Source organism: Microbacterium sp. NPDC012755, assembly GCF_042901325.1.
GTDB classification, from domain to species: domain Bacteria; phylum Actinomycetota; class Actinomycetes; order Actinomycetales; family Microbacteriaceae; genus Microbacterium; species Microbacterium natoriense.
On sequence record NZ_JBIBCT010000001.1, the window covers coordinates 732,763 to 757,403 of the forward strand.

Genomic DNA, 24,641 nt, shown 5'->3' on the forward strand with positions numbered 1-24,641 from the left:
CATGCCTGAGGCCGCACCGCTCTCCCGACCGATCCTCGCGGGCGTCGTCACGGCCCTCGTCGGCTTCACGAGCTCGTTCGCGGTCGTGCTGACCGGACTCGCCGCGGTCGGCGCGAACCCCGCCCAGGCGGCGAGCGGCCTGCTCGCGGTGAGCCTGACGATGGGGCTCGCGTGCATCGTCCTCGCGTGGCGGTATCGGATGCCGATCACCGCAGCCTGGTCCACCCCGGGGGCGGCGCTGCTCGCCGCGACCGGAGCCGTCGACGGCGGCTGGTCCGGCGCGGTGGGCGCGTTCCTCCTGGCATCCGCGCTGATCCTGCTGACCGCGCTGTGGCCGGCGCTCGGCGCGCTGATCGCCCGCATCCCTCCGTCGATCGCCCAGGCGATGCTCGCCGGCGTCCTGCTGCCGCTGTGTCTCGCGCCGATCACCGGGCTCGTCGCGAACCCGTGGGGCGTCGTCCCCGTCGTCCTCACGTGGCTGGTGTGCGCGCGGTTCGCGCCGCGGTGGGCCGTGCCGCTGGCCTTCGTCACGGCATCGATCGTCGTCGCCGTCTCGCTCGTGCAGGACGGGGCGCCGGTGGATCCTGCCCTGCTGCTGCCGCGGATCGAGCTCACCGCCCCGACCTTCACCCTCGGCGCGGCGGTCGGCATCGCCCTGCCGCTGTTCATCGTGACGATGGCCTCGCAGAACGTGCCGGGCATCGCGATCATGCGCAGCTTCGGCTACGAGGTGCCCTGGCGTCCGGCGATGCTGGTGACGGGCATCGGCACCGCGCTCGGCGCTCCGGCCGGAGGGCATGCGATCAATCTCGCCGCGATCAGCGCGGCGCTGGCGGCCTCTCCCGACGCCGACCCGAACCCGACACGACGGTGGGTCGCCGGGGTCTCGACGGGCGCGTCGTACCTCGTGCTCGGCGGCGCCTCGGCCGCTTTCGCGACGCTCGTCCTCCTCGCGCCGGATGCCGTCATCCCCGCGGTCGCCGGCCTCGCCCTGTTCGCGGCGTTCGGGTCGGCCGTGCAGCAGGCGATCGACGACCCGGGCGAGCGCCTCCCCGCGGTGGTGACGTTCCTGGTCGCCGCATCCGGGATCTCCGTGCTCGGCGTGAGCGCCGCGTTCTGGGCGCTCGTCGCCGGCCTCCTGATGCGGACGGTGCTGCACGCCCGACGCTGACCCGTCTCCCGCGCTCGCCGGGCGCGGTTCACAACTCCTCAAGAATCGGCCCCTGAGCGCCGAAAAGCGGCCGCAGCCCCCAGAACTCCGGAGTTCTTGAGGAGTTGTGCACGGGGATCCCTCGGTCCCGGGACTCTCGGCGACGGACCAGCCCGGATTCCCGGAGTTCTGGAGCAGCGACGGCGCGCACTCCCCGGTCCTCCCCGCGGCGGACCCGGCCGAGTCCGCCGCGCGGGGGATGCCCCGGGCCGCCGCCGTCCGTAGCGTGAGAGGCATGCGATGTGCTGAGCGAACGGAGTAAGGCGAAGTGACGACAGGAAAGCTCGAACTGAGCGGCATCACCAAGAGCTACGGCTCGCGGCGTGTGCTCGACGACGTGTCCTTCGAGGTCGCCCCCGGGCGCCTCACGGGCTTCGTCGGCGGCAACGGCGCGGGGAAGACCACGACCATGCGGATCGTGCTGGGGCTGCTCTCGGCCGATGGAGGTCGCGTGGAGCTCAACGGCTCCCTCCTCACCGCCGACGACCGCCGTCACTTCGGCTACATGCCGGAGGAGCGCGGACTGTACCCGAAGATGAAGGTGCTCGAGCAGATCGTCTACCTCGCCCGGCTGCACGGCTTCAGCAAGGCGGATGCCACGGCCCGTGCCACCGCGCTCCTCACCGAGCTCGGGCTCGAGGCCCGCCTCGGCGACACGATCGAGTCGCTGTCGCTCGGCAACCAGCAGCGCGCGCAGATCGCCGCGTCGCTCGTGCACGACCCCGAGGTGCTGATCCTCGACGAGCCGTTCTCCGGACTCGACCCGCTCGCGGTCGATGTGGTCGCGGGGGTGCTGCAGTCGAGCGCCGCGAAGGGCGCATCGATCCTGTTCTCCTCGCACCAGCTCGACGTGGTCGAGCGTCTCTGCGACGACCTCGTCATCCTCGCCGGGGGCACCATCCGCGCCTCCGGGTCCCGCGACGCGCTGCGCGCCGAGCACGCGAGCGATCGCTACGAGCTCGTCTCCGCCGGCGACGCCGGCTGGCTGCGCACCGAGCCCGGCGTCACGGTGCTCGACTTCGAGGGCGGCTACGCCCTGTTCGACGCCGACGGTCCCGAGACCGCGCAGCGTGTGCTGCGCACCGCCGTGGAGCGCGGCGATGTCGCGAGCTTCGCCCCGAAGCATCCGTCCCTCGCACAGATCTTCAAGGAGGTCATCCAGTGAGCACGTCAGCCACCGCCCGCGCGACCAACGGCATCTGGCTCGTCGCCGAACGCGAGATCTCCTCGAAGCTGCGCAGCAAGGCCTTCATGATCTCGACGGGCATCCTGCTGCTGCTCGCGCTCGTCGGCATCCTCATCGGCGGCTTCACCAGCAAGAACCCCGAGGCCACGACCGTCGCGGTGACCAGCGAGACGGCATCCGTCGTCGAGGCCCTGCCGAACGTCAAGGTCACCGAGGTGACCGGCCGTGACGAGGCCGAGGAGCTGCTGCGCTCCGAGAAGGTCGAGGCGGCGGTGCTGCCCGGCGACGGCCCCACCGGGTACACGGTCGTCGCTCTCAAGGACGCGCCGGGCTCGATCGTGAGCGGCCTGTCGGTGTCGCCGTCCGTCGAGATCCTGGACCCGGCGACGACGAACCCGCTGCTGCGGTACTTCATCGCGATCGGCTTCGGACTGGTGTTCTTCATGGCCGCGTCGACGTTCGGCGCCACCATCGCGCAGAGCGTCGTCGAAGAGAAGCAGACGCGTGTGGTCGAGGTGCTGCTGTCGTCGATCTCGCCCCGCACCCTCCTCGCCGGCAAGGTGATCGGCAACACGGTCCTCGCGATGGCGCAGATCATCGCCCTCGCCGCGATAGCCACGGTCGGACTCATCGTGACGGGTCAGAAGGAGGTGCTGTCGAGCCTCGGCGCCCCGATCATCTGGTTCGCGGTGTTCTTCCTGTTCGGGTTCGTGCTGCTGGCGGCGCTGTACGCCGCGGCCGCGTCGATGGTCTCGCGCATGGAGGACATCGGCTCGACCACCACGCCGATCATGCTGCTCGTGATGGCGCCGTACTTCCTGGTCATCTTCTTCAACGACAACCCGCTGGTGCTGACGATCATGTCGTACGTGCCGTTCTCGGCTCCGGTCGGAATGCCGATGCGCCTGTTCGTCGGAGAGGCCCAGTGGTGGGAGCCGCTGGTGAGCCTGGTGATCCTGCTCGCCTCGTGCGTCGCGGCGATCCTGATCGGCGCGAAGATCTACGAGAACTCGCTGCTGCGCATGGGCACGCGCGTCAAGCTCGCGGAGGCGCTGCGCGGCTGACCCCGCCTCCCGACTCCTCGAATCGGATTCCTGCCCTTCGATCGGGCACAGCTTCGGATGCCGCGGCCGACAGGCCGCGGCATCCGTCGTTCCTGCGGCGTGTCATCCTCGCCGCTCCGAACCTGTGCCCGCGACTCCGCTCCGAACCTGTGCCCGCGACTCCGCTCCGAACCTGTGTCCGTGCTCCCGAAGGGGCGAAGAACAAGACCCCGCCTGCGGAAACCAGCAGGCGGGGTCTTCTGCGCCGAGCGGGGAGACTCGGCGCTATCCGGGGAACCCGTGGGGACCGGGCGTCGTGGGGGTCAGATCACACCCTCGGAGAGGGTGGTGGGGTTGCCGAAGCGGTGGTTCGTGATCGACACGGCCTGCTCGTGCAGGAACGGCAGGATCTCGACGCGGCCGGCGCCGGTCACCGCGTGCGACCAGACCGCGACGTCGGGGGTGCCGCCGAGAGCCTCGAACAGCGCCGAGGCGTCTCCGCCGACGAGACGGACGCGGTTCCAGCTGTGCTCGGCCTTGGCCTGCGCCTTCGCGTAGCCCTTGACCCAGGCGGCGTCCTTCTCGTGCTTCACCGTCACGCCGTGGGCGCGCAGCGCCTTCTCGACCGAGGACGGGAGCGCGGGGGCGGACACCGTGAACGGGCTGCCGCTGCGCAGCGCGGCCGCGAGCACGCGGATGCCGTCGACCAGAGGAGCCTGCTCGGCGATGCGCACGTCGACCGAGACCGGGCGGTAGCGGAAGACGTTGCGCTCGACGCCGAGGCCGGACTTGTCGGTCACGATGCCGAACTCGCCGGTCCACGCCTGCTCATCGGATGCGGCCGCACGGTGCAGCCACTCGATCTCGACGGCGTCGAGGTCGGCGGATGCCGCCTTCAGCAGCGCCTCGACGGCCGGGGTCACCGCGGCGCCCGCGGCGGCGGCCGGGAGCTCGGCCGAGACCCACTCGCCCAGACCGAACAGGTAGTTCGGCCCGCCGGCCTTGGCGCCGGCACCCACCGCGGAGCGCTTCCAGCCGCCGAACGGCTGACGCTGCACGATCGCGCCGGTGATGCCGCGGTTCACGTAGAGGTTGCCCGCCTCGACCCGGTCGAGCCAGGTGGCGACCTCGTCGGAGTCGAGCGAGTGAAGGCCGGCGGTGAGGCCGTAGTCGACGGCGTTCTGCAGGCGGATGGCCTCGTCGAGGTCCTTCGCGCGCATGATGCCGAGCACGGGGCCGAAGAACTCCGTCAGGTGGGTCGTCGAGCCGGCGGCGACACCGGTCTTCACACCGGGCGTCCACTGCTTCCCGTCGGCGTCCAGCTTCTTCGGCTCGACGAGCCAGCGCTCGCCCTTGTCGAGCGTGGTGAGCGCCTTCAGCAGCTTGCCGGATGCGGGCTCGATGATCGGCCCCATCTGCGTGGCGGGGTCGTCGGGAAGGCCCACGCGCATGGAGCGCACGGCATCCACGAGCTGACGCTCGAACCGCTTCGACTCGGCGACCGATCCGACGAGGATCACGAGGGATGCCGCGGAGCACTTCTGCCCCGCGTGGCCGAAGGCGCTGCGGGCGACGTCGGCGGCCGCGAGGTCGAGGTCGGCCGACGGCGTCACGATGATCGCGTTCTTGCCGCTGGTCTCGGCGAGCAGCGGCAGGTCGGAGCGGAAGGAGCGGAACAGCTGGGCCGTCTCGTAGGCACCGGTGAGGATGACCCGGTCGACCGACGGGCTGGAGACGAGCTGCGTGCCGAGGTCGCGGGAGGCGAGGTCGACGAGGGCGAGCAGGTCGCGCGGCACGCCGGCGGCCCACAGCGCCTCGACCATCACCGCGCCGCAGCGCTGCGTGAGCTTGGCCGGCTTGATGATGACGCCGGAACCGGAGGCGAGGCCCGCGAGCACGCCACCGGCGGGGATCGCGACCGGGAAGTTCCACGGCGGGGTGACGACGGTGACCTTCGACGGCACGAACTCGGCGCCCGCGACGGCCTCGAGGTCGAGGGCGCGCTCGGCGTAGTAGTGCGCGAAGTCGATGGCCTCGGAGACCTCGGGGTCGGCCTCGGCGATCGTCTTGCCGGCCTCGTGAGCCATGATCTCCAGCAGCTGGCCGCGGCGGGCCGCGAGCTCGTCACCGGCGCGGTGCAGCACGGCTGCCCGGTCGGCTGCGGGGAGAGCGGCCCACTTCGCGGCGGCGGCGGTCGCGGCGGCGAACACGTCGTCGAGCTGTTCGGCCGTGTCGATGCGGGCGGCGGAGATGGCCCCCTCGCCCAGCGTGGTCGACACGGAGCGCTGCAGGATGTCGCGGCCCCAGGCGCGGTTGGCGGCGAGCGCGGGGTCGGTGTCGGGCTGGTTATGGAAGCCGGTGGTGACGGCATCCGCCTGCTCCCGCGTGCGGTCCTGGACGCGGTGGGGTGCCGGCACGCTGCGGTCGGCTTCGAGGGCGGCGAGCGAGCGCTCGAAGCGCTCCCGCTCGCGCGTCAGCAGCTTCGGGTTGGAGGCGAGCTCGAACACGGCCGACATGAAGTTCTCGGGGCTCGCGTTCTCTTCGAGGCGACGCACGAGGTAGGCGATCGCGACGTCGAACTCGGCCGGGTTCACGACCGGCGTGTAGAGGAGCAGGCGGCCGACGTCCTTGCGGACGGCCTCTGCCTGGCCGGTGGCCATGCCCAGGAGCATCTCGTACTCGACGGCATCCGTCACTCCGCGGGCGGTGGCGAGCAGCCAGGTGTAGGCGATGTCGAACAGGTTGTGGCCGGCGACGCCGATGCGCACGGCGTCGAGGCGCTCGGGGGTCATGGCCCAGTCGAGCACGCGCTTGTAGTTGGTGTCGGAGTCCTGCTTGGTGCCGTAGGTCGCGAGGGGCCAGTCGTGGATCTTCGAGTCGACCTCCTCCATCGCGAGGTTCGCGCCCTTCACGACGCGCACCTTGATGGGGGCGCCGCCCTTCGCGCGGCGGGCGGATGCCCACTCCTGCAGGTGCTGCATGGCACCGAGCGCGTCGGGCAGGTAGGCCTGCAGCACGATGCCGGCCTCGAGGCTCTCCAGCCCCGGCTGGTCGAGGATGCTCGTGAAGGCCGCGATCGTGAGGTCGAGGTCGCGGTACTCCTCCATGTCGAGGTTGATGAACTTCGCCGTGTCCTTGGCCTCGGCGTCGGCCGCGAGCCGGTACAGCGGGGTGAGCTTCTCGACCACGTCGGCGACGGCCTCGTCGAACGACCACATCGAGAGCTGGCTGACGACGCTCGACACCTTGATCGACACGTAGTCGACGTCGTCGCGGGCCAGGAAGTCGTAGGTGCCCTTCAGGCGGCGACCCGCCTCGCGGTCGCCCAGCACGGCCTCGCCGAGCAGGTTGAGGTTCAGTCGGTTGCCGCTCTTGCGCAGCTTCGCGATCGCGGGGCCGAGCTTCGACGGCGTCGCGTCGAGCACGAGGTGGCCGACCATGGCGCGCAGCACGCGGCGGGAGATCGGCACGACGACGCCGGGCAGCTTGGGCGCCCAGAAGCCGCCGGTCTTGATCGCCGCGCGCAGGTAGCCGGGCAGGAGGGTCGGGGTGATGTCGGCCAGGTCGGCGAGCTTGCGGCCGGCGACGCTGAGGTCTTCCGGACGCATCACGCCGTCGACGAAGCCGACGGTGAAGGCGAGGCCGTTGGGGTCCTTGAGCACCTCGGAGAGGCGCTGGGCGGCGGGCTCGACGGGGTGGGTCTCGCTCTCGGCGAGCCAGCGCTGCACGAGGGCGGCGACCTCTTCGGTGCGCGGGGTGGTGGTGTCGACGACAGACATTGGCGGGGAACCTTCCAGGGGGAGCGCACACCCGGGATCATGTGCGGCTCGGAACATTCTCGGGCTCGCGGGTAGGCTACGTCTATCAACCGATTTGCGTGATTTCCGTTCAGCCAGAGTGAACAATAGGGAGGGCCGGATGCTCGACGTCCATCGACTGCGGATGCTGGTCGAGTTCAGCCGCCGCGGCACGCTCTCCGCGGTCGCCGATGCCCTCTCGTACAGCAAGGCGTCGGTGTCGCAGCAGCTCGCGGCGCTGGAGCGCGACGTCGGCGTGCCGCTCCTCCGCCGGGTCGGCCGCGGCGTGCAGCTGACACCACAGGGCGACGTGCTCGTGGCCGAGGCGATCGGCATCCTCGACCAGCTGGAGCACGCCCAGGTCGCCGTGGCCGAATCCCTCGCCGAGGTCACCGGGACCGTGCGGATCGCGGTGTTCCAGACCGCGGCCCACGCGCTGCTGCCTCCGGCTCTGCTCGCGCTGCAGGCGCAGCATCCGTCGCTCCGCGTCGACGTCACCGAGTGCGACCCCGAGACCGGACTCGTGGGCGTCGCGGGACGCGACTTCGACCTCATGCTCGCCGAGCAGTATCCGGGGCGCACGCGGCCGATCGTCGCCGAGCTCGACCGCGTCGTCCTCGCCCACGACACGATCGCCCTGGCCGGTCGGGCAGGAGGCGCGGACGCGACCTCCGAGCCGTCAAGAGCGGATGCCGCGGCATCTCTGTGGGCGATGCGGGACGACCCCTGGGTGCTGGAGCCGGCGGGCACGGCGTCTCGCGCATGGGCGGAGCAGCTCTGCCGCACCGCCGGATTCGAACCCGACGTGCACTTCGAGGTCGCCGACCTCACGACGCACATCCGGCTGATCAGGGCCGGGCTCGCCGTCGGCCTCCTTCCGGAGCTCGTCTGGGCGGGCGACGCCCCGACCGTGGCGCTCAGCGCGCTCCCCGGCTCGCCGCGGCGCGAGATCTTCTCGTCCGCACGGCGCGTATCGGCCGACGCGCCGTCGATCAGGGCCGTGCGTCGCGCGCTCGCGGATGCGGCATCCGTGATCCTCCCCGGCTGACGCCTCACGCCAGGGACCCCGTTTCGTCTCGTCGCTGCGCTCCTCGCTCAACGACCGAGGACGCGCGCCCGGTCGTTGAGCGAGCGCAGCGAGACGAAACGCCCCTCCGCGCCCCGCGCTCTCTGACCCCTCACACGCTCAGGGGCGCGCGAGCGGGCGAGTACGAGTGCGGGCGAGCAGGGCGATGCCGAGCGCCAGGTGCCACAGCATCACGGTGTACACGGCCACCCGCTCGGTCACGCCGTCGGGGAAGAAGAGGTGCGCCGTCAGGAGGAAGGCGCTGAGGAACCCCAGCCCGCCCAGCACGATGCCCGCGATGCGCAGGCGCAGCGGGAGCACATCTCGCAGCGCGAAGGCCCCGGCGACGATGGCCCCGAGATTGCCCGCGCCGATCGCGAGAACGGCCCCGAGGCCGTGCACGGCCATGAGGCCGTTCTCGAGATTGGCGGGAGACCCGTGCACGAGTCCGACGATGCTGATGCCGACCGCATGCACGAGCACCAGCACGAGGAGCACGGAGCGCCCGCGCAGCGGCGGGAGCGCCGCGTAGAGCAGCACCGCGGCGAGCACCACGAGGAGCCCCTCGCCGATGAACCCCGCGTTCATGACCGCGGACATCGTCGAGTCGAGGTCGCGACCGTCGAGCTGACCAGTGCCGGGGACCCCGAGGTCGCTGATGTAGTTCTGGGCGTAGCTGTACCCGCGGAATCCCGCCGCGGCGATCGCCTCGCTCAGCACGTACCAGAGAGGGGCGAGCATCCACAGCAGTCCGGATGCTCGAAGGAGCGCTCCCCCGACGGCCGCACCCTCTGCATTGCGGTGCTCGACAGCCATCCGCTCTCGTGTCTCCATGTTCGACCTCTTCCTCTCCCTCGGGGCAACGGACAGGACGACGCGGATGTTCCGTCGGAGGCGCCCGTGGAGATGAACAGAGGACGAACGGACACGGAACGACTTCTCGATCTCGGCCGGGAATATGCATGCACATACATGTGTTCACCCCCGTGTACCCGGACGAAGGAGTCCGATCCGCTCCTTCTGAAAGGCACTTCCATGAGCACTCCCGTGATCGACCGCACCGCCCCCACCGAGCACCCCGTCCTCGACGTGCTCGCCGGCCGCTGGAGCCCGCGCGCCTTCGACGCCGAGACCGCGATCGACGAGTCCAAGCTGTCCGCCGCCCTCGAGGCTGCCCGCTGGACCCCCTCCGCCAACAACACGCAGCCGTGGCGCTTCATCGTCGCCCGCCGCGGCACCGCCCTGCACGCGCAGATCGTCGACGCGCTCATGGGCTTCAACCAGGCCTGGGCCGGCAACGCCGCGGTGCTGATCATCGCCGTCGCCGAGACCGCCACCGAAGACGGCACCCCGATCACCCACGCCGTGTACGACCTCGGCCAGGCCGTGGCGCACTTCTCCGTGCAGGCGCACAACGACGGCCTCTACGTGCACCAGATGAGCGGCTTCGACCCCGAGGTCGTCCGCGAGGTCGCCGACCTGGCGCCGCGCTTCTCGGCCATCACCGCCATCGCCGTCGGCGAGTTCGGCGATGTCGAGGCCCTTCCCGAGGTCCTGCAGGAGCGCGAGGTCGCTCCGCGCGTGCGCCGCCCGATCGCCGAGACGGTCATCCTCAGCGCCTGAGCATCCGCTCACCCCATCCGACGCCCCATCTGCGCGTCGACGCCCCACCTCGCAGCCGCCTGCGAAGGGGGCGTCGGCAGCCAGGTGGGGCGTCGGCGTTGCACGGGATGCCGGGGCGTCAGGGGCGCCAGGGGCGCCAGGGGCGTCAGGGGCGCCAGGGCACAGGATGCCGCAGCCGGGGATGCCGATGCACGGGATGCCGCGGTCCAGCAGTCAGCGGGGGCGGTGCTCCGCACGGGCCAGCGCGTCGGCGGCGCGCACGAGCGCGAGATGAGAGAAGGCCTGCGGTGTGTTGCCGAGCTGTCGACCCGACACCGGGTCGTACTCCTCCGACAGCATCCCCACGTCGTTCGCGATCCCGCACAGCCGGTCCATGAGGTCGTGGGCCTCCTCGTGCCGGCCGGTGACGGCGTACTGCTCCACCAGCCAGAACGAGCACGCGAGGAACGCGCCCTCCGAGCCCGTCAGCCCGTCGACCCCGGTGCCCGTGCGGTAGCGGCGGACCAGGCCGTCGGGCATCAGCGTCTGCTCGATGCGCGCGACCGTGGCCAGCATCCGCGGGTCGTCCGGACGGCAGTAGCCGACCTGGGGCAGGAGCAGCAACGACGCGTCGACCTCGGTCGTGCCGTAGTACTGCACGAAGCACCCGTCGACGACGCCGTCACGGTCGATCTCCTCCCTCATGCGGTCGCGCAGCCCGCGCCAGCGCTCCACGGGTCCGTCGAGGCCGAACTCCTCCACGGCGCGCACCGCCCGGTCGAACGCCGCCCAGATCATCACGCGCGAGTGGGTGAAGCGGTGCGGCTCGCCCCTGATCTCCCAGAGGCCCTGGTCCGGCCGCTCGATCTGCTCCGAGGCGAAGCGCACGAGCTGACGCTCCAGCGGCCACGAGAACTCCGACTCGCCGAGGCCCGCGGCGCGGGCGGCCGACAGCGTCACCAGCACCTCGCCGACGACGTCCGCCTGGTACTGGGCAGAGGCGCCGTTGCCGATGCGCACGGGCGCCGACCCCTCGTATCCGGGGAACTCGGGCAGCACCCGCTCGGGGAGGTCGCGCTCGCCGGCGAGCCCGTACATGATCTGCAGATCTCCGGGGTCTCCGGCCACGGCGCGCAGCAGCCACTCCCGCCAGCGCCCGGCGACCGCGACGAAGCCGTGATCCAACAGGGCCTCGAGGGTGAGGGCCGCGTCGCGCAGCCACACGTACCGGTAGTCCCAGTTGCGCACGCCGCCGATCTCCTCCGGGAGCGACATGGTCGCCGCGGCGGCGATGCCCCCGGTCTCGTGGTTCGTGAGCGCGCGCAGGATCAGCAGCGACCGCACGACGTCGCCGCGGCGGGCGCCGTCGTGCGAGATCCGGTCGGCCCACTCCTGCCACCAGCTCTTCGTGCGCTCGACCTCCTCGTCGGCGTCGAGCGCGGGCGGGAGATCGCGGTGCGAGGGGAACCACGTCAGCTGCAGGTCGCGCACCTCCCCCGCCGTCACGGTCACCTCACCCTCGTGCCGGTGATCGGATGCCGTCAGCTGCGCGCCGCGGAGGGCGACGGCATCCGGTCCCCCGATGGCCACCAGGCACGGCTCCTCCTCGGTGCCGGTCTGACGCACCCACGGTATGACACGCGCGTAGTCGAGGCGGATGCTCAGCCGCTGCGCGAACGTCATCTCGCCGCGCACCCCGACGATGCGACGCACGAGATCGGTGCGGCCGACGGTCACGTCGGGATCGAGGCCGATCGGCATGAAGTCGTGCACCTCGGCCACGGCATCCGCGGTCTCCCAGCGGGTGATGAGCACGAACGTGTCGCCGTCGTATCGGCGGGAGCTCACGGCATCCGGGTCGGCGGGGCGCAGCCGCCACCTGCCCTGGGCATCGTCGCCGAGGATCGCGCCGAACGCCGACGCCGAGTCGAGGCGCGGCAGGCACAGCCAGTCGATGCTCCCCTGATCCGACACCAGCGCCGCGGTCCGGCAGTTGCTCAGAAGGGCGTAGTCCTCGATGCGCGCAGCCACGTCCCGAGCCTGTCACGACGCGCCCGCGAACGCCACTGCGCCCGCCCCGCGCGAACGGGACGGGCGCGGAGGCTCGCGGGTCAGTGGTCGGTGCGATCCACCTCGACCTCTTTGCCCTCGCGATCCACGATCCTGCCGTCGACGACGGAGTCGCCGTCTTCGAGCGCGTCGAGGTACGCGACGGGGATGCTGCGCGTCGGCGCCGCCGCGAGCACGGACGCATCCTTGTTCGGACGCGCGCCGAGGTGGTTGAACACGAGGTTCAGCAGGATCGCCGCGACCGCGGCCGAGCTGATCCCGGAGTGGAAGATCGTGACGAACCACGCCGGCATCTGGTCGTAGATCGTCGGCGCGGCGATGGGCAGCATGCCGATGCCGATCGCGGTGGCGACGATGACGAGGTTCATGTTGCCGCGGTAGTCGACCTTCGCGAGCGTGCGGATGCCGCTGGCGGCGACGGACCCGAAGAGCACGATGCCCGCGCCGCCGAGCACCGGGCTCGGCACGGCGGCCACGACCCTGCCGAGCACGGGGAGGAGGCCGAGCACGACCAGCACGACGCCGCCCGCGGTGACGACGAAGCGGCTCTTGACTCCCGTGATCGCGACGAGACCGACGTTCTGCGCGAAGGCCGACTGCGTGAACGAGCCGAACACGGGCGACACGGCACTGGAGAGCATGTCGGCGCGGAGTCCCGCGGCGATGCGCTTCGAGTCGACCTTCGTGCCCACGATCTCGCCGACGGCGAGGATGTCGGCGGTCGTCTCGGTGAGCGTCACGAGGATCACGATGAACATCGAGATGATGCCGGCGATCTCGAACGTCGGCATCCCGAATCCGAACACGCTCGGCAGGGCGAAGATGGGACCGTCGCCGACCGCGCCGAAGTCGACCCGGCCGAGGAGGGCCGCGACGATCGTGCCGATCACGATCGCGAGCAGGATCGCCAGCCGTGAGATCGCCCCCACCGGCACCTTGCTCAGCACCAGCACGATGACCAGGGTGATCGCCGCGAGGAGCAGGTTCTGCGGCGAGCCGAAGTCCGCCGCTTCCCTGTTGCCGCCCATCGCCCACCCCGCCGCGACCGGCAGCAGCGTGAGGCCGATGGTCGTGATGACGACGCCGGTCACCACGGGCGGGAAGAACCGGATGATCGTCGCGAACACCGGCGCGATGAGGAGGCCGATGATCGACGCCACGATCACCGCCCCGAACACGGCGGGGAGCCCGCCGCCACTCGTCACGATCGCGCCCATCGTCGCCACACCAGCGAACGAGACGCCCTGCACGAGCGGCAGCTGCGAGCCGAAGAACGGGATGCCGACGGTCTGCAGCACCGTCGCGAGCCCGCCCATGAAGAGGCAGGCCGTGATCAGCACGCCGATCTCGGCCCCGTCGAGACCCGCCATCGAGCCGATGATGAGCGGAGGGGCGATGATGCCGCCGTACATCGTGAGCACGTGCTGGATGCCGTAGGCGATGGTGGAGCCGAGCGGCAGGCGCTCGTCCTCCGGGCGGAGGGATGCCGTCTTCGTGGTGTTCATGTCGACCTCTTCGTCGTCTGTTGCCGGTTGTCTGTCGTCGTGCGGATGGTGGGTCAGGAGTGCCGTGCGAGGAGACCCCGCGCCGCCTCGCTGTGCTGCGCGATGAGCCGGGGGATGTCGAGGCCGTCGATGAGGCCGTCGATCACCCGCCAGCGCCCGCCGACCATGACCCGGTCGGCGCGCTCGGCTCCGCACAGGAGCAGGGCGGCGACGGGGTCGTGGCTGCCGGAGAAGCGCAGCTCGTCGAGCGTGAACATGGCGAGGTCGGCCTGCATCCCGGGGGCGAGGGCTCCGATGTCGCTGCGTCCGAGCGCACGGGCGGATCCTGCGGTCGCCCAGCCGAGCGCGCGCTCCGGGGTGACGGCGGCCGCGCCGTAGCGGAGGCGCTGCAGGTACAGCGCCTGACGCACCTCCTGGATCATGTTCGAGCCGTCGTTCGAGGCGGAGCCGTCGACGCCGAGTCCGACGGGAGCGCCGGCCTCCTCGAGCTCGAGGGTGCGGGCGATGCCGGAGGCGAGGCGCATGTTCGAGGTCGCGCAGTGCGACACGGCGGTCCCCGCTGCGCCGAGACGCGCGATCTCGGCGTCGTCGAAGTGGATGCCGTGCGCCAGCCAGGTGCGGTCAGACAGCCAGCCGACGCTCTCCAGGTAGTCGACGGTGCGCAGGCCGAACGTCTCGCGGCAGAAGTCCTCCTCGTCGAGGGTCTCGGCGAGGTGCGTGTGCAGGCGCACGTCGATGCGTTCGGCGAGGGCGGCGGTGTCGCGCATCACGCCCGTGGTCACCGAGAACGGCGAGCACGGGGCGAGTCCGATCTGCACGAAGGCCCCGTCGCCGCGCTCGTGGTAGGCGCCGACGAGCCGCTCGCTGTCGGCGAGGATGGTCTCGGCATCCTGCACCGTGCGCTGCGGCGGGAGTCCGCCGTCGTCCTCGCCGAGCGACATCGAGCCGCGGGTGAGCGTGGCACGCATGCCGAGCCTCTTGACGACGTCGACCTGCACGTCGATGCCGTCCTCCAGGCCGTTCGGGAACAGGTAGTGGTGGTCGGCCGCTGTGGTGCACCCCGACAGCAGCAGCTCGGCGAGCGCCACGGTGGTCGCGAGCTCCAGGTCGCGCGGCGTGAGCCCGGCCCACACCCCGTACAGCCCCTTCAGCCAGGGGAAGAGCTCGGCGCTCACGACGGGCGTCCAGGCGCGGGTGAGGGTCTGGTAGAAGTGGTGGTGCGTGTTGATGAGGCCGGGGATCACGACGTGCCGCGACGCGTCGAGCACCTCGTCGACGGGGGCGCTCGGCGCTCCCCCCGCAGGTACGAGCTCGCGGATGCGCGAGCCCTCGATGACGATTCCGCCCGAGGCGTCGGCATCCGTGCCCGTGTAGACGCCGAGCGGGTTCTTGAGCCAGGTGCTGGCCGGATGCTGCGACATGGTGGACTCCTTCCGTACGGTGGAGCCGCAGGCCGGCCCCACAGGGGCCAGCTCAGTTGTGTCCTGTCTGCTGATCCAGGAGCCCCCTCATCGGGACTCTTCAGGTCTATCAGCCGCGCCGCACGCCCGTCAAGAACTAATCTCACATCTCGGACGCTTAATTCCAAGATGCGAAAGTCAAGCCGCAGGCTGGGAATCCCCGGCAATGCCCGGTAGCCTCGCGCCCATGGCCAGCACTCCCACGACCCTGTTCATCCTCGGCGCATCCGGCGACCTGACCTCCCGGCTGCTGCTGCCGTCGCTGGCCGCCCTGCTGGCCCGCCAGCCGCAGCGGAAGATCACCCTGCGCGGCGCCGGCACGGAGGACTGGGATGCCGCGAAGTGGCAGCAGGTCGTCGCGACCGCGTTCGCCGACTCCCCCGGTGCGCTCGATCGCGTCACGGTCGGCGACTACGCCGCCGCCGACGTGACCGATCGCGACGCCGTCGGCCGGATCGTCGGGTCGCTGCAGCCGGGGACCGTCCTCTACTTCGCCCTGCCGCCCGCCGTCACCCGCAGGGCGATCGACGCGATGCAGGGCATGTCGCTGCCGGAGGGCACGCTCCTCGCGATGGAGAAGCCCTTCGGCGACGACGAGGCCAGTGCCAGAGAGCTCAACGAGCAGCTGGCCACGCTCGTCCCCGAGCAGCAGGTGTTCCGGGTCGACCACTTCCTCGGCCGGTCGACGCTGCTCAATCTGCTCGGCGTGCGGCTCGCGAACCGCATGTGGGAGCCGGTGTGGTCGGCCGAGCACATCGAGTCCGTGCACATCCGCTTCGACGAGTCGCTCGCGCTCGAGGGCCGCGCCCGGTACTACGACAGCGCCGGGGCGATGGTCGACATGATCCAGAGCCACCTGCTCCAGGTGCTGGCGCTGCTCGCGATGGACCCTCCTGCGACCCTCGGCGAGCGCGACCTGCGCGACGCCAAGGCCGCGGTGCTGCGCGCCACTCGCGTGCGCGGGGACATCGCCGACGCCGCCCGCCGCGCCAGGTACACCGCGGGGCGGGTCGGCGACCGCGACCTGCCGGCGTACGCGGATGAGGAGGGCGTGGATGCCGCGCGCGGCACCGAGACCCTGGCAGAGGTGACCTTCGAGGTCGCGAACGACCGCTGGGAGGGCGTCCCGTTCGTGCTGCGCTCCGGCAAGGCGCTGGAGGCCAAGAAGTCGGAGGTCGTCATCACCTTCAAGCGCGTGCGGCACATCCCGGCCGGACTCCACGGCACACCGGAGGACGGCGGCCGCCTCACGTTCTCGCTCGGCCCAGACACCCTGGCGCTACGACTGCACATGACCGGGGGCGACGACCCGTTCGCCCTCCGCGACGAAGACCTCACGGCCGACCTCGGCGAGGGCCAGCGACGCTCCTACGAGGAGGTCCTCGACGAGCTGCTCGACGGCGAGGTCGCCCTGTCGGTGCGAGCCGACGAGGCCGAGGAGTGCTGGCGCATCATCCAGCCGGTGCGCGACGCGTGGGCCCGGGGCGAGACCCCGCTGGAGGAGTACCCCGCCGGCTCGTCCGGCCCTGCCGCGTGGCCGCACCTCTGACCCTCCCCTGGCCTCGGCTCGCGCGCATCGGTTCGCGTGCATCGCGATCGCCGTTCCCCGGTGCCGGCTCCCGGCTCTCCGCGCTCCGTTGCCCGCTCTCCGCTGCCGGGGCACGCTGTCCGCTGCCTGCTCTCCGCTGACCGCGCGGATCCGACCGGACGCGTCCGCCGACGGCATCCGGGATGCGCTTCTGACCGATCCCGGGCACAGGATCGGATCAGATGACGGAACGAGGGCAGAACACGGACCGGAATGAGCGACCGGTCCTACGATCGGCTGCATGACAGCCCTCTCGCGGCGGACCAGAGCCGGTTACGCCCTCGGCGGGATCGCCTCCGGCACCTACGGCACGGTGCCGGGGCTCATCCTGATGCCCTTCCTCACGGACCTGCTCGGCGTGGAGGCGGCGATCGCCGGGATGATCGTGTTCGCCCCGAAGGCGTGGGACTTCTTCCTCAACCCGATCGCGGGGCGCATCAGCGACCGCTCGCGGCATCCGCACGACCGACGTCGGCCGTTCATCCTCCGCGCCGGCATCCTCCTCGCGCTCGCGTTCCTCGCCATGTTCTTCGGACCGACCGCACCGCCGGTCGCGGCCGCGCTCTGGGTGCTCGTGCTGTTCCTCGCCACGGCCACCGTGTACGCGTTCTTCCAGGTGCCGTACCTCGCGATGTCGGCCGAGATCACCGACGACTACTCCGAGCGGACGCGGCTCATCACGTGGCGGGTGATCGTGTTCACCCTCGCGATCCTCGTCTCCGGCGCGACGGCGCCCCTGCTCGTCGAGGCAGTCGGGGGCGTCGCCGGGTACCGGATCATGGCCGGCGCGATGGCCGTGCTGATCCTCGTCGGCACGATCGGGGTGTGGTGGGGCACGAGACGCGTCGCCCTGACGCGCGATGAGGTCGCCGGCGGGCGGCTGCTCGAACAGCTCGCGATCGTGCTGCGCGAGAAGGACTCGCGCACGCTGATCGTCTCGTACGTGCTGCAGGCGGTCGCCATCGGCATGGTGCTCGGCGGCGTCGTCTACGTCGCGCGGCATGTCGTGCACGATCCGGGCGTCGCCACGATCGCGTTCGTGTGCTTCGTGGGCCCCGCCGTCGTACTGACCCCCGTCTGGTCGCTGCTCGGGCGGAGGATCGGCAAGAAGGGCGGGTTCGCCGTCGCCACGGTCGTGATGACCGTCGGGCTCCTCGCCCTGCTCACGGCGCGATCAGGTGAGCCGCTGCCGCTGTTGATCGCCTCGGGCATCGTCGGCGTCGGCTACGCCGGGGCGCAACTCTTCCCGCTCGCGATGCTCCCCGACGTCGCGGCGGAAGACGCCAGACGTAGCGGAACCAACCGCATCGGCATGATCTCGGGCGTCTGGTCGGGGTTCGAGCTGCTCGGCTACGCCCTCGGACCCGCGCTGCTCGGGCTCGTCCTGAGCGTCGGCGGCTACGTCGCCACGACCGGCGACGAGATCGTCCAGTCGGATGCCGCGCAGTGGGCGATCGTGCTGGGAGTGTCGGTGATCCCCGCGGCCCTGTGCGCCGCGAGCCTGGTGCCGCTCTCGCGCTATCGCCTCGACGCCCGCCTGCGCGCCGAGGCCCGCGCCGACGCCTGACCGCGCCGGGGTTGCCCACGCCGGGGGTTGCCTGCGCCGCAGGCCGACCGCGCCGCACGCTGACCGACACGGCCTGCCCGCGCCGCGGCATCCCTCCGTGCCACCAGCGCTGTGGTCTGATCGACACGGCCTGCCCGCGCCGCGGCATCCGCTCATCCCGCGCCGCGGCATCCGCTCATCCCGCGCCGGAAGCCGCCACCCGCTCGGGAGGAGTTCTCACGCTCGGGAGGAGCAATCCGGCTGAACTCTCCTCCCGAGCCTGCTTTCTCCTCCCGAACGCACGCACCCCCGCGCGGCAACTGCGGCTCCTGAGGCTCCCGCCGCTCCGGGGAGCCACCCGCACGCTCACCCGCTCGGGAGGAGAACTCACGCTCGGGAGGAGCAATCCGGCTGAACTCTCCTCCCGAGCCTGCTTTCTCCTCCCGAACGCACGCACCCCCGCGCGGCACCCGCTGCACCCGCACCCCACGCGGCACCCCGTGCCGCACCCGCAGCACCCAGCACCCCAGGCACCCCCACAGCCCCTCCGCGTCACCAGCGCAGCGGCACGCGCTCACGCGATCGGCCGGAGGCGTCGAGCAGATGGCCGTTGCGCTTGATGCCGCGCAACACGGTCCAGCGGTCGACGACGTCGATGTCGTCTCCCCAGGCCTGTTCGATCTGCTGCAGGCTCGTCAGCGATCGCGCGCGCACCCCCACGAACAGCGGAGCGCGCCCGACGAGGATGCCGACGCGGTGCGCCTCCGGCAGGCGCGCGGCTCGTGCGGCGGCCCCCTCGGCGTCGGCGGAACGCGCCCAGAGGATCGCACCCCGACGGTACCCGGCGGCCGGCATCGCGAGGTCGCAGCCGAGTCGCAGCAGCCCGGCGGCGACGGCCCTGTCGACCGTGCGGCGGGCGGTGGCCTCGGAGACCCCGAGGATCTTCGCGACGGATGCCGCCGGCATCCGCGGATCCTCGTCGAGGGCCTCGGCGACCTCCGCGACGATCTCCGCCCTCGGCGGGCGGGCCTCGTCGGGCCGCGACGGATCCCGCAGCGCCCGCTGCTGCTGTCGCGAGAGCACGCGCAGCCGCCACGTCGAGTCCTCGGCCACGATCGCCGCGGCCACGTCCATCCGTCGCACGCGCGCCCCCCGCTCCGCGACGGCGCGCACACGGTCGCCGAGCACGGCGAGGCCTCCTGCTCCCGCGACCAGCACGAGCACGCCGGCCGAGGTGTCGTCGGCGCTCAGCACCCACGGGAGCCGCGCGATGCCGTCGACCGCGTCGGCGCTCGTGCGGGGGTCGAGCAGCACCATCGCGACATCGGTGGTCGACGAGAAGCGCTCCGGCGTCGGCCAGGCCGTGAGCCACGCGAGCGACTCCTCGCGCAGGGCCTGCCAGTGCCGGGCGACGGTCGCGGCATCCGCTCCCACCGCCGCCGCGACGCGCGTCCAGGGCGCTCTGGCGTCGATCTGCAGGGCATGCACGATGGCGAGGTCGAGCTCGCCGAGGTCGCGGAGACTGTCCATATGACGAATCGTAAGCATCTCCCCATGAGAAGTGAAGGATTCAGCATGACTGTTCCCGTATCGCGTCGTTCTCCCTAGCCTCACCTCATGGGTATGAGCGAAGAGTCGATCATGGCGAGCATCGAGGATCTCGTCGCGATGGCACCGCGCGCCACCGGGACCTCGGGCGGCGAGTCCGCTGCCGCGTACGTCTCGGAGCGCTTCGCGGGGGCGGGTCTCGAGACGCAGGTGATGGAGGTGCCCTCGTTCTCGTGGAGGGCCGACGCCTGCAGCATCCGCGTGGGCGACGAGGATCTGGCCTGCTCGCCGATCCTGCACTCCGGACTCGCCGCGCACGACTGGACCGGTACGGCCGAGCACCGCATCGACGCGCGCGTGGTCGACATCGGCGCCGACCGGGTGCGGCGCCACGACGTGCGCGGGGCGATCGTGCTGTTCGACCTCACGTTCGACATGACGGTGGCGCACTCGCTGCCATTGACCATGTACCTTCACGACCCCGGCCGTCGGGTGATGCGCCGCGAGGTGCTCGGCAGCCGCAATCCCTACGTCACGTCCCTCGCCCGCACGATCACCGACGCGGCCACGGCGGGCGCCGTGGGCGTGATCGGGGTGCTGCGCGACTACCCCGACTCCCGCAATTACCACAACGAGTACTACCGGCGGACGCTGTTCACGCTCCCCGGCGCCTGGGTCACACGCGCCGAGGGGGCGCGGCTGCGGCGGCTCCTCGCCGCGCACCCCGCGGCACGGCTCACCCTCGACATCACGCGCGAGGAGGTCGTGTCGCGCACCGTGATCGGCGTCCTCCCCGGACGCACGTCGGATGCCGTGATGATCCAGTCGCACCACGACTCGATCGGCCCCGGTGCGGTCGAAGACGCCTCGGGCACCGCCGAGGTCATCGCGCTCGCCGAGCACTACGGCGCCGCCGCGGCATCCGGGGTCGTGCGCGAGAAGACGCTGCTGTTCGTCACGTTCGACACACACTTCACCGGGTATCAGGCGCACCGCGAGTTCGCCCGACGCTACGTCCTGTCGCCGGACTCCCCGTGGAACATCGTGCTCAACGCCACGATCGAGCACATCGGGCTGCGGGCCGTCGAAGGCCGCGACGGCGGCTTCGAGAGCACGGGCGAGACCGAGCCGCGCGGTATCTTCGTGAACGTGAACCCGGCCTTCACGTGGCGGATCGCCCGCAGCATCCGACGCCATCGCCTGCACGGCACGAGCCTCATGGGCGCGGGGATGCTGGAGTTCTTCGCCGGCGGAATCCCCACCGACGCCTCGTTCACGTTCGTCTCGGGGGTGCCGACTATCAGCCTCATCTCCGGCCCCCTCTACCTCTATGACGACGCCGACACGATCGAGCGCATCGATCGCGCGCAGCTGGTGCCGGTCGCCCGCTTCTTCGCCGACCTCGTCGACGACGCCGACAGGCGGAACGGACGGATGCTGGGCACCATGCCCGCGGCGCTGCGGCGGAGGCTGCCGCGGGGGCGCTGGTGAACCCTGGTCGCGTCGTCACCTTCCCCGCTGCGGGGATCGACGGCTCGGTGCAGGAGCAGACCGGGCTGCTGCACGTTCCGGACGGGCCTGCGCCCGCCGGGGGCCGACCCGTCGTCGCCTACGGGCACATGACGACGGGCGGCTCGCCGCGGTCGGCGCCGAGCATCGGAAGCCCCGAGCATCCGGAGTGGCGGCGGATGTCGCAGGGAGACGCCCTGTGCCGGATGCTCGTCGCGCGGGGCATCGCCGTGCTGCGCCCCGACTACGAGGGCATCGGCGGCCCCGGCATCCACCCGTACCTGATCGGCGCGTCCCTGGCGGAGTCGATGCACGCGATGGTGCGGGCGCGCGCGTCGTTCGACGCCGACCTCGGCGACGCGTGGGTGGCGGCGGGGCATTCCGAGGGCGCCGTGGCCGCGCTGCACGCCTCGGTCGCGCCCGTCGCGGGCGCGCGGCTGGTCGGCACGGCGGCGTTCGCCCCCGTCACCCGGATGGACCTCAGCATCGGCCTGTCCCGCAGGATCGGCGCGCGCTTCGCGGGCTCGGGCGTGGTGTCGGCGCTGATCGCCCTGATGCTCCGCGGCGCCGCGACGACGGACGAGCGGATGCAGGAGCTGATCGCCTCCGACGGCCTCAGCCCTCGCGCCGCGGAGCTCTGGCCCGACCTCGACGAGCTGTGCCTGACGGAGCTCGCGGTTCAGACCTCCTGGGGAGGCATCGCCCCCGGCCGCATCGGAGGACGCGCGGGCGACGAGCTGTTCGCACGTCTCGCCGCGAGCTTCCGTGCGAACGAGGTCGCGTCGCTCACGGGGCTGCGCGCGCCGGTGCGGATCGACGCCGCGCGATTCGACGAGGTCGCCCCCGCGCCCCTGACCGCGCGCCTGCTGCGCCGGTACCGCGCGACGGGCGTGGCGCTGACCTCCGCGTGGTGGCCGACCCACCACTCCGGAACGATGCATCCGCAGCACGCCCCCTCGCAGGCCGCCGCCTGGATCGCCGACCGCTTCGCCCCCGGTCGTTGAGCGAGCGCAGCGAGACGAAACGCCCCCGCCGCACAAAGGTGAGGGGCCAGAGAGTGCCGCCACGGGCATCCCCGCAGCGGCATTCTCTGACCCCTCACCCGCGTCAAACCGCGGGCGGCACTCAGTCGTCGAGGAGCTCGGCCTCGATCACGTCGTCGTCGGATGCCGGGGCGCCAGGGGCCGGCGGCTCCGGGGTCTCGGCGGTGAGCACGAGGCCCGACCCGTCGGCGGCGATGTCGACGCGCACCGTGTCGCCGTCGTGCACATTGCCCGACAGCAGCGCGGTCGCCAGCCTGTTCTGCACCTCGCTCTGGATGAGGCGGCGAAGAGGACGTGCACCGAACACCGGGTCGTAGCCCCGCTCGGCGAGCCAGGTCCGCGCATCCGGGGTGACCGCGAGCGTGAGACGGCGATCGTGCAGCCGCTTCTGCAGCGCGTCGACCGTGAGCTCGACGATCTGGGCGAGGTCGTCTTCGCTCAGCGCCGAGAACATCACGATGTCGTCGAGGCGGTTCAGGAACTCGGGCCGGAACGCCTGACGCACCAGCGCCATGACCTGCTCGCGCTTGTCGTCGGGCGACAGCGTCGGATCGATGAGGATCGGCGAGCCGAGGTTCGAGGTCAGGATCAGGATGACGTTGGAGAAGTCGACCGTGCGACCCTGGCCGTCGGTGAGACGCCCGTCGTCGAGCACCTGCAGCAGCACGTCGAACACCTCGGGGTGCGCCTTCTCGACCTCGTCGAGCAGGATCACACTGTACGGGCGACGCCGCACGGCCTCGGTGAGCTGACCGCCCTGCTCGTAGCCGACGTATCCGGGAGGTGCGCCGACGAGCCGCGACACGGAGTGCTTCTCGCCGTACTCCGACATGTCGATGCGCACCATGGCGTGCTCGTCGTCGAACAGGAAGTCCGCGAGGGCCTTCGCCAGCTCGGTCTTGCCGACACCGGTCGGTCCGAGGAACAGGAACGAGCCGGTCGGGCGACCGGGGTCGCTGATACCCGCGCGGGAGCGGCGCACGGCATCCGACACGGCCTTCACGGCATCCTTCTGCCCGATCAGGCGCTTGCCCAGCTCGGACTCCAGGTGCAGGAGACGCTCGCTCTCGCCCTGCATGAGGCGGCCGACGGGGATGCCGGTCCACGCGGCGATCACGGCGGCAATGTCTTCGTCGGTGACCTGCTCGTTGACCATGCGGGGCTCGGTCGAGGTCGTGGCCTCGGCCTGCTCGGCCTCCGCGATGTCGCGTTCGAGGCGCTTGATCGTCTCGTACTCGAGCTTCGACGCCTTCGTGTAGTCGGCGTTGCGCATCGCGAGGTCGCGCTGCGTGATCGCGTCGTCGAGCTGCTTCTTCAGCTCGCCCACGCGGTTGAGCCCCTGCCGCTCGCGCGCCCACCGCTCCTCGAGTCCTGCGAGCTGCTTCTCCATGCCGACGAGCTGCTCGCGCAGGGCGCTCAGGCGCTCCTTCGATGCGGCGTCCTTCTCGCGCTTGAGGGCGAGCTCTTCGAGCTTCATGCGGTCGACCTGGCGCTTGAGCTGGTCGATCTCGACCGGCGAGGAGTCGATCTCCATCTTGAGGCGAGACATCGACTCGTCGATCAGGTCGATCGCCTTGTCCGGCAGCTGCCGCGCGGGCAGATAGCGGTTCGACAGGGCGGCGGCGGCGACCAGGGCGCTGTCGGAGATCGTGACGCCGTGGTGCGCCTCGTAGCGGCCCTTGAGTCCGCGGAGGATCGCGATCGTGTCCTCGACGGTCGGCTCGCCCACGTACACCTGCTGGAAGCGGCGTTCGAGCGCGGCATCCTTCTCGATGAACTCGCGGTACTCGTTGAGCGTGGTCGCGCCGATGAGACGCAGCTCGCCGCGGGCGAGCATCGGCTTGAGCATGTTGGATGCCGCGACCGATCCCTCGCCGCCGCCGGCGCCCATGAGCACGTGCAGCTCGTCGATGAAGGTGATGACGCGCCCGTCGGACTCGGTGATCTCCTTGAGGACGCTCTTCAGACGCTCTTCGAACTGGCCGCGGTACATGGCTCCGGCCACGAGGGCGGAGATGTCGAGCGAGACCAGCTCCTTGTCCTTGAGCGACTCGGCGACGTCGCCCGCGACGATGCGCTGGGCGAGCCCCTCGACCACGGCGGTCTTGCCGACGCCGGGCTCGCCGATCAGCACCGGGTTGTTCTTGGTGCGGCGGGTGAGCACCTGGCTGACACGGCGGATCTCGTTGTCACGGCCGATCACGGGGTCGAGCTTGCCCTGGCGGGCACGGTCGGTGAGGTTGATCCCGAACTGCTCGAGTGCGGACTGCTGGTCTTCGGTCTGAGGGGTGGTCATTCGTCCTCCTCGGGAGTCTCCTTCTGGCGGATCCGTCATGGATCAAAGTTGAGTGGTGTTGGCTCAACTTTACTCCTCTCCCCTCCCTCCCGTCAATGCCCACGGCATCCCTCCGACGGGCCGCCCACACTCTCCCCGGTTCCCCATCCCCCCCTTCCTTTCGGACGATCGC

At 71.3% G+C, this 24,641-nt stretch carries 16 protein-coding genes; 9 read left to right on the forward strand and 7 right to left on the reverse strand.

The genetic code is table 11. The features are described from left to right. Position 1 precedes the first annotated feature (1 nt). From ACFY5A_RS03500 to ACFY5A_RS03510, 3 genes are all read left to right on the forward strand, one after another. A complete protein-coding gene (locus ACFY5A_RS03500; RefSeq protein ID WP_387231821.1) occupies positions 2-1,171 on the forward strand; it encodes a benzoate/H(+) symporter BenE family transporter in 1,170 nt (389 codons plus the stop codon). A gap of 307 nt (positions 1,172-1,478) precedes the next feature. Beyond that, on the forward strand, positions 1,479-2,375 hold the full coding sequence (locus tag ACFY5A_RS03505; protein WP_387231823.1) for an ABC transporter ATP-binding protein: 897 nt from the start codon (positions 1,479-1,481) through the stop codon (positions 2,373-2,375). Beyond that, positions 2,372-3,460, forward strand: a complete 1,089-nt coding sequence (locus ACFY5A_RS03510; protein WP_223585704.1) for an ABC transporter permease — start codon at positions 2,372-2,374, stop codon at positions 3,458-3,460. Before ACFY5A_RS03505 ends, ACFY5A_RS03510 begins: the two co-directional genes overlap by 4 nt. 302 nt (positions 3,461-3,762) lie before the next feature. On the opposite strand, the gene ACFY5A_RS03515 is transcribed toward ACFY5A_RS03510, so the two are convergent. Next, positions 3,763-7,218 (reverse strand): bifunctional proline dehydrogenase/L-glutamate gamma-semialdehyde dehydrogenase, encoded by a 3,456-nt coding sequence (locus ACFY5A_RS03515; protein WP_387231826.1) that lies wholly within the window; start codon positions 7,216-7,218, stop codon positions 3,763-3,765. 139 nt (positions 7,219-7,357) lie between these two features. On the opposite strand from ACFY5A_RS03515, the gene ACFY5A_RS03520 reads away from it, so the two are divergent. Next, positions 7,358-8,284 (forward strand): LysR family transcriptional regulator, encoded by a 927-nt coding sequence (locus tag ACFY5A_RS03520; protein ID WP_387231828.1) that lies wholly within the window; start codon positions 7,358-7,360, stop codon positions 8,282-8,284. Positions 8,285-8,422: 138 nt separating this feature from the next. On the opposite strand, the gene ACFY5A_RS03525 is transcribed toward ACFY5A_RS03520, so the two are convergent. Then, positions 8,423-9,136: a DUF998 domain-containing protein gene (locus ACFY5A_RS03525; RefSeq protein WP_341941079.1), complete on the reverse strand. Its 714-nt coding sequence runs from the start codon at positions 9,134-9,136 to the stop codon at positions 8,423-8,425. A 201-nt stretch (positions 9,137-9,337) separates the two neighbouring features. Here ACFY5A_RS03525 and ACFY5A_RS03530 point away from each other — a divergent pair, with 201 nt between their 5' ends. Continuing rightward, positions 9,338-9,925 carry a nitroreductase family protein gene (locus ACFY5A_RS03530; protein WP_105677248.1) on the forward strand — a complete coding sequence of 196 codons (588 nt, stop codon included), beginning with the start codon at positions 9,338-9,340 and terminating at the stop codon, positions 9,923-9,925. Between the two features lie 213 nt (positions 9,926-10,138). On the opposite strand, the gene ACFY5A_RS03535 is transcribed toward ACFY5A_RS03530, so the two are convergent. The 3 genes from ACFY5A_RS03535 to ACFY5A_RS03545 form a co-directional block, all read right to left on the reverse strand. Next, entirely contained in the window at positions 10,139-11,935 is a 1,797-nt protein-coding gene (locus tag ACFY5A_RS03535; protein ID WP_387231830.1) for a glycoside hydrolase family 15 protein, read from the reverse strand. An 80-nt stretch (positions 11,936-12,015) separates the two neighbouring features. Next, positions 12,016-13,479, reverse strand: coding sequence for a nucleobase:cation symporter-2 family protein (locus ACFY5A_RS03540; RefSeq protein WP_341941077.1), 1,464 nt, complete (start codon positions 13,477-13,479; stop codon positions 12,016-12,018). A gap of 53 nt (positions 13,480-13,532) precedes the next feature. Then, positions 13,533-14,900: an 8-oxoguanine deaminase gene (locus tag ACFY5A_RS03545; RefSeq protein WP_387231832.1), complete on the reverse strand. Its 1,368-nt coding sequence runs from the start codon at positions 14,898-14,900 to the stop codon at positions 13,533-13,535. Positions 14,901-15,126: 226 nt separating this feature from the next. Here ACFY5A_RS03545 and ACFY5A_RS03550 point away from each other — a divergent pair, with 226 nt between their 5' ends. Together ACFY5A_RS03550 and ACFY5A_RS03555 are read left to right on the forward strand one after the other, a co-directional pair. Continuing rightward, complete coding sequence (locus ACFY5A_RS03550) at positions 15,127-16,488, forward strand: glucose-6-phosphate dehydrogenase (protein ID WP_387231834.1); 1,362 nt, start codon at positions 15,127-15,129, stop codon at positions 16,486-16,488. A gap of 280 nt (positions 16,489-16,768) precedes the next feature. After that, the gene (locus ACFY5A_RS03555) at positions 16,769-18,094 is read left to right on the forward strand and encodes an MFS transporter (protein ID WP_387231836.1); all 1,326 of its coding nucleotides are present in this window, start codon (positions 16,769-16,771) and stop codon (positions 18,092-18,094) included. 531 nt (positions 18,095-18,625) lie between these two features. Here ACFY5A_RS03555 and ACFY5A_RS03560 read toward each other — a convergent pair. Continuing rightward, entirely contained in the window at positions 18,626-19,603 is a 978-nt protein-coding gene (locus ACFY5A_RS03560; protein WP_181155947.1) for an AsnC family transcriptional regulator, read from the reverse strand. Between the two features lie 87 nt (positions 19,604-19,690). On the opposite strand from ACFY5A_RS03560, the gene ACFY5A_RS03565 reads away from it, so the two are divergent. Together ACFY5A_RS03565 and ACFY5A_RS03570 are read left to right on the forward strand one after the other, a co-directional pair. Continuing rightward, positions 19,691-21,112 (forward strand): M28 family peptidase, encoded by a 1,422-nt coding sequence (locus ACFY5A_RS03565; protein WP_387231839.1) that lies wholly within the window; start codon positions 19,691-19,693, stop codon positions 21,110-21,112. Beyond that, a complete protein-coding gene (locus ACFY5A_RS03570) occupies positions 21,109-22,134 on the forward strand; it encodes an alpha/beta hydrolase family protein (protein WP_387231841.1) in 1,026 nt (341 codons plus the stop codon). Before ACFY5A_RS03565 ends, ACFY5A_RS03570 begins: the two co-directional genes overlap by 4 nt. 121 nt (positions 22,135-22,255) lie before the next feature. On the opposite strand, the gene ACFY5A_RS03575 is transcribed toward ACFY5A_RS03570, so the two are convergent. Next, complete coding sequence (locus ACFY5A_RS03575) at positions 22,256-24,469, reverse strand: AAA family ATPase (protein WP_341941070.1); 2,214 nt, start codon at positions 24,467-24,469, stop codon at positions 22,256-22,258. Positions 24,470-24,641: the final 172 nt, after the last annotated feature.

Coding starts and splice junctions, on each gene's coding strand:
- ACFY5A_RS03525 (WP_341941079.1), bottom strand. CDS start 9,136: ATGGAGACACGAGAGCGGATGGCTGTCGAGCACCGCAATGCAGAGGGT.
- ACFY5A_RS03565 (WP_387231839.1), top strand. CDS start 19,691: ATGGGTATGAGCGAAGAGTCGATCATGGCGAGCATCGAGGATCTCGTC.
- ACFY5A_RS03520 (WP_387231828.1), top strand. CDS start 7,358: ATGCTCGACGTCCATCGACTGCGGATGCTGGTCGAGTTCAGCCGCCGC.
- ACFY5A_RS03540 (WP_341941077.1), bottom strand. CDS start 13,479: ATGAACACCACGAAGACGGCATCCCTCCGCCCGGAGGACGAGCGCCTG.
- ACFY5A_RS03575 (WP_341941070.1), bottom strand. CDS start 24,469: ATGACCACCCCTCAGACCGAAGACCAGCAGTCCGCACTCGAGCAGTTC.
- ACFY5A_RS03530 (WP_105677248.1), top strand. CDS start 9,338: ATGAGCACTCCCGTGATCGACCGCACCGCCCCCACCGAGCACCCCGTC.
- ACFY5A_RS03545 (WP_387231832.1), bottom strand. CDS start 14,900: ATGTCGCAGCATCCGGCCAGCACCTGGCTCAAGAACCCGCTCGGCGTC.
- ACFY5A_RS03550 (WP_387231834.1), top strand. CDS start 15,127: ATGGCCAGCACTCCCACGACCCTGTTCATCCTCGGCGCATCCGGCGAC.
- ACFY5A_RS03560 (WP_181155947.1), bottom strand. CDS start 19,603: ATGGACAGTCTCCGCGACCTCGGCGAGCTCGACCTCGCCATCGTGCAT.
- ACFY5A_RS03515 (WP_387231826.1), bottom strand. CDS start 7,218: ATGTCTGTCGTCGACACCACCACCCCGCGCACCGAAGAGGTCGCCGCC.
- ACFY5A_RS03555 (WP_387231836.1), top strand. CDS start 16,769: ATGACAGCCCTCTCGCGGCGGACCAGAGCCGGTTACGCCCTCGGCGGG.
- ACFY5A_RS03500 (WP_387231821.1), top strand. CDS start 2: ATGCCTGAGGCCGCACCGCTCTCCCGACCGATCCTCGCGGGCGTCGTC.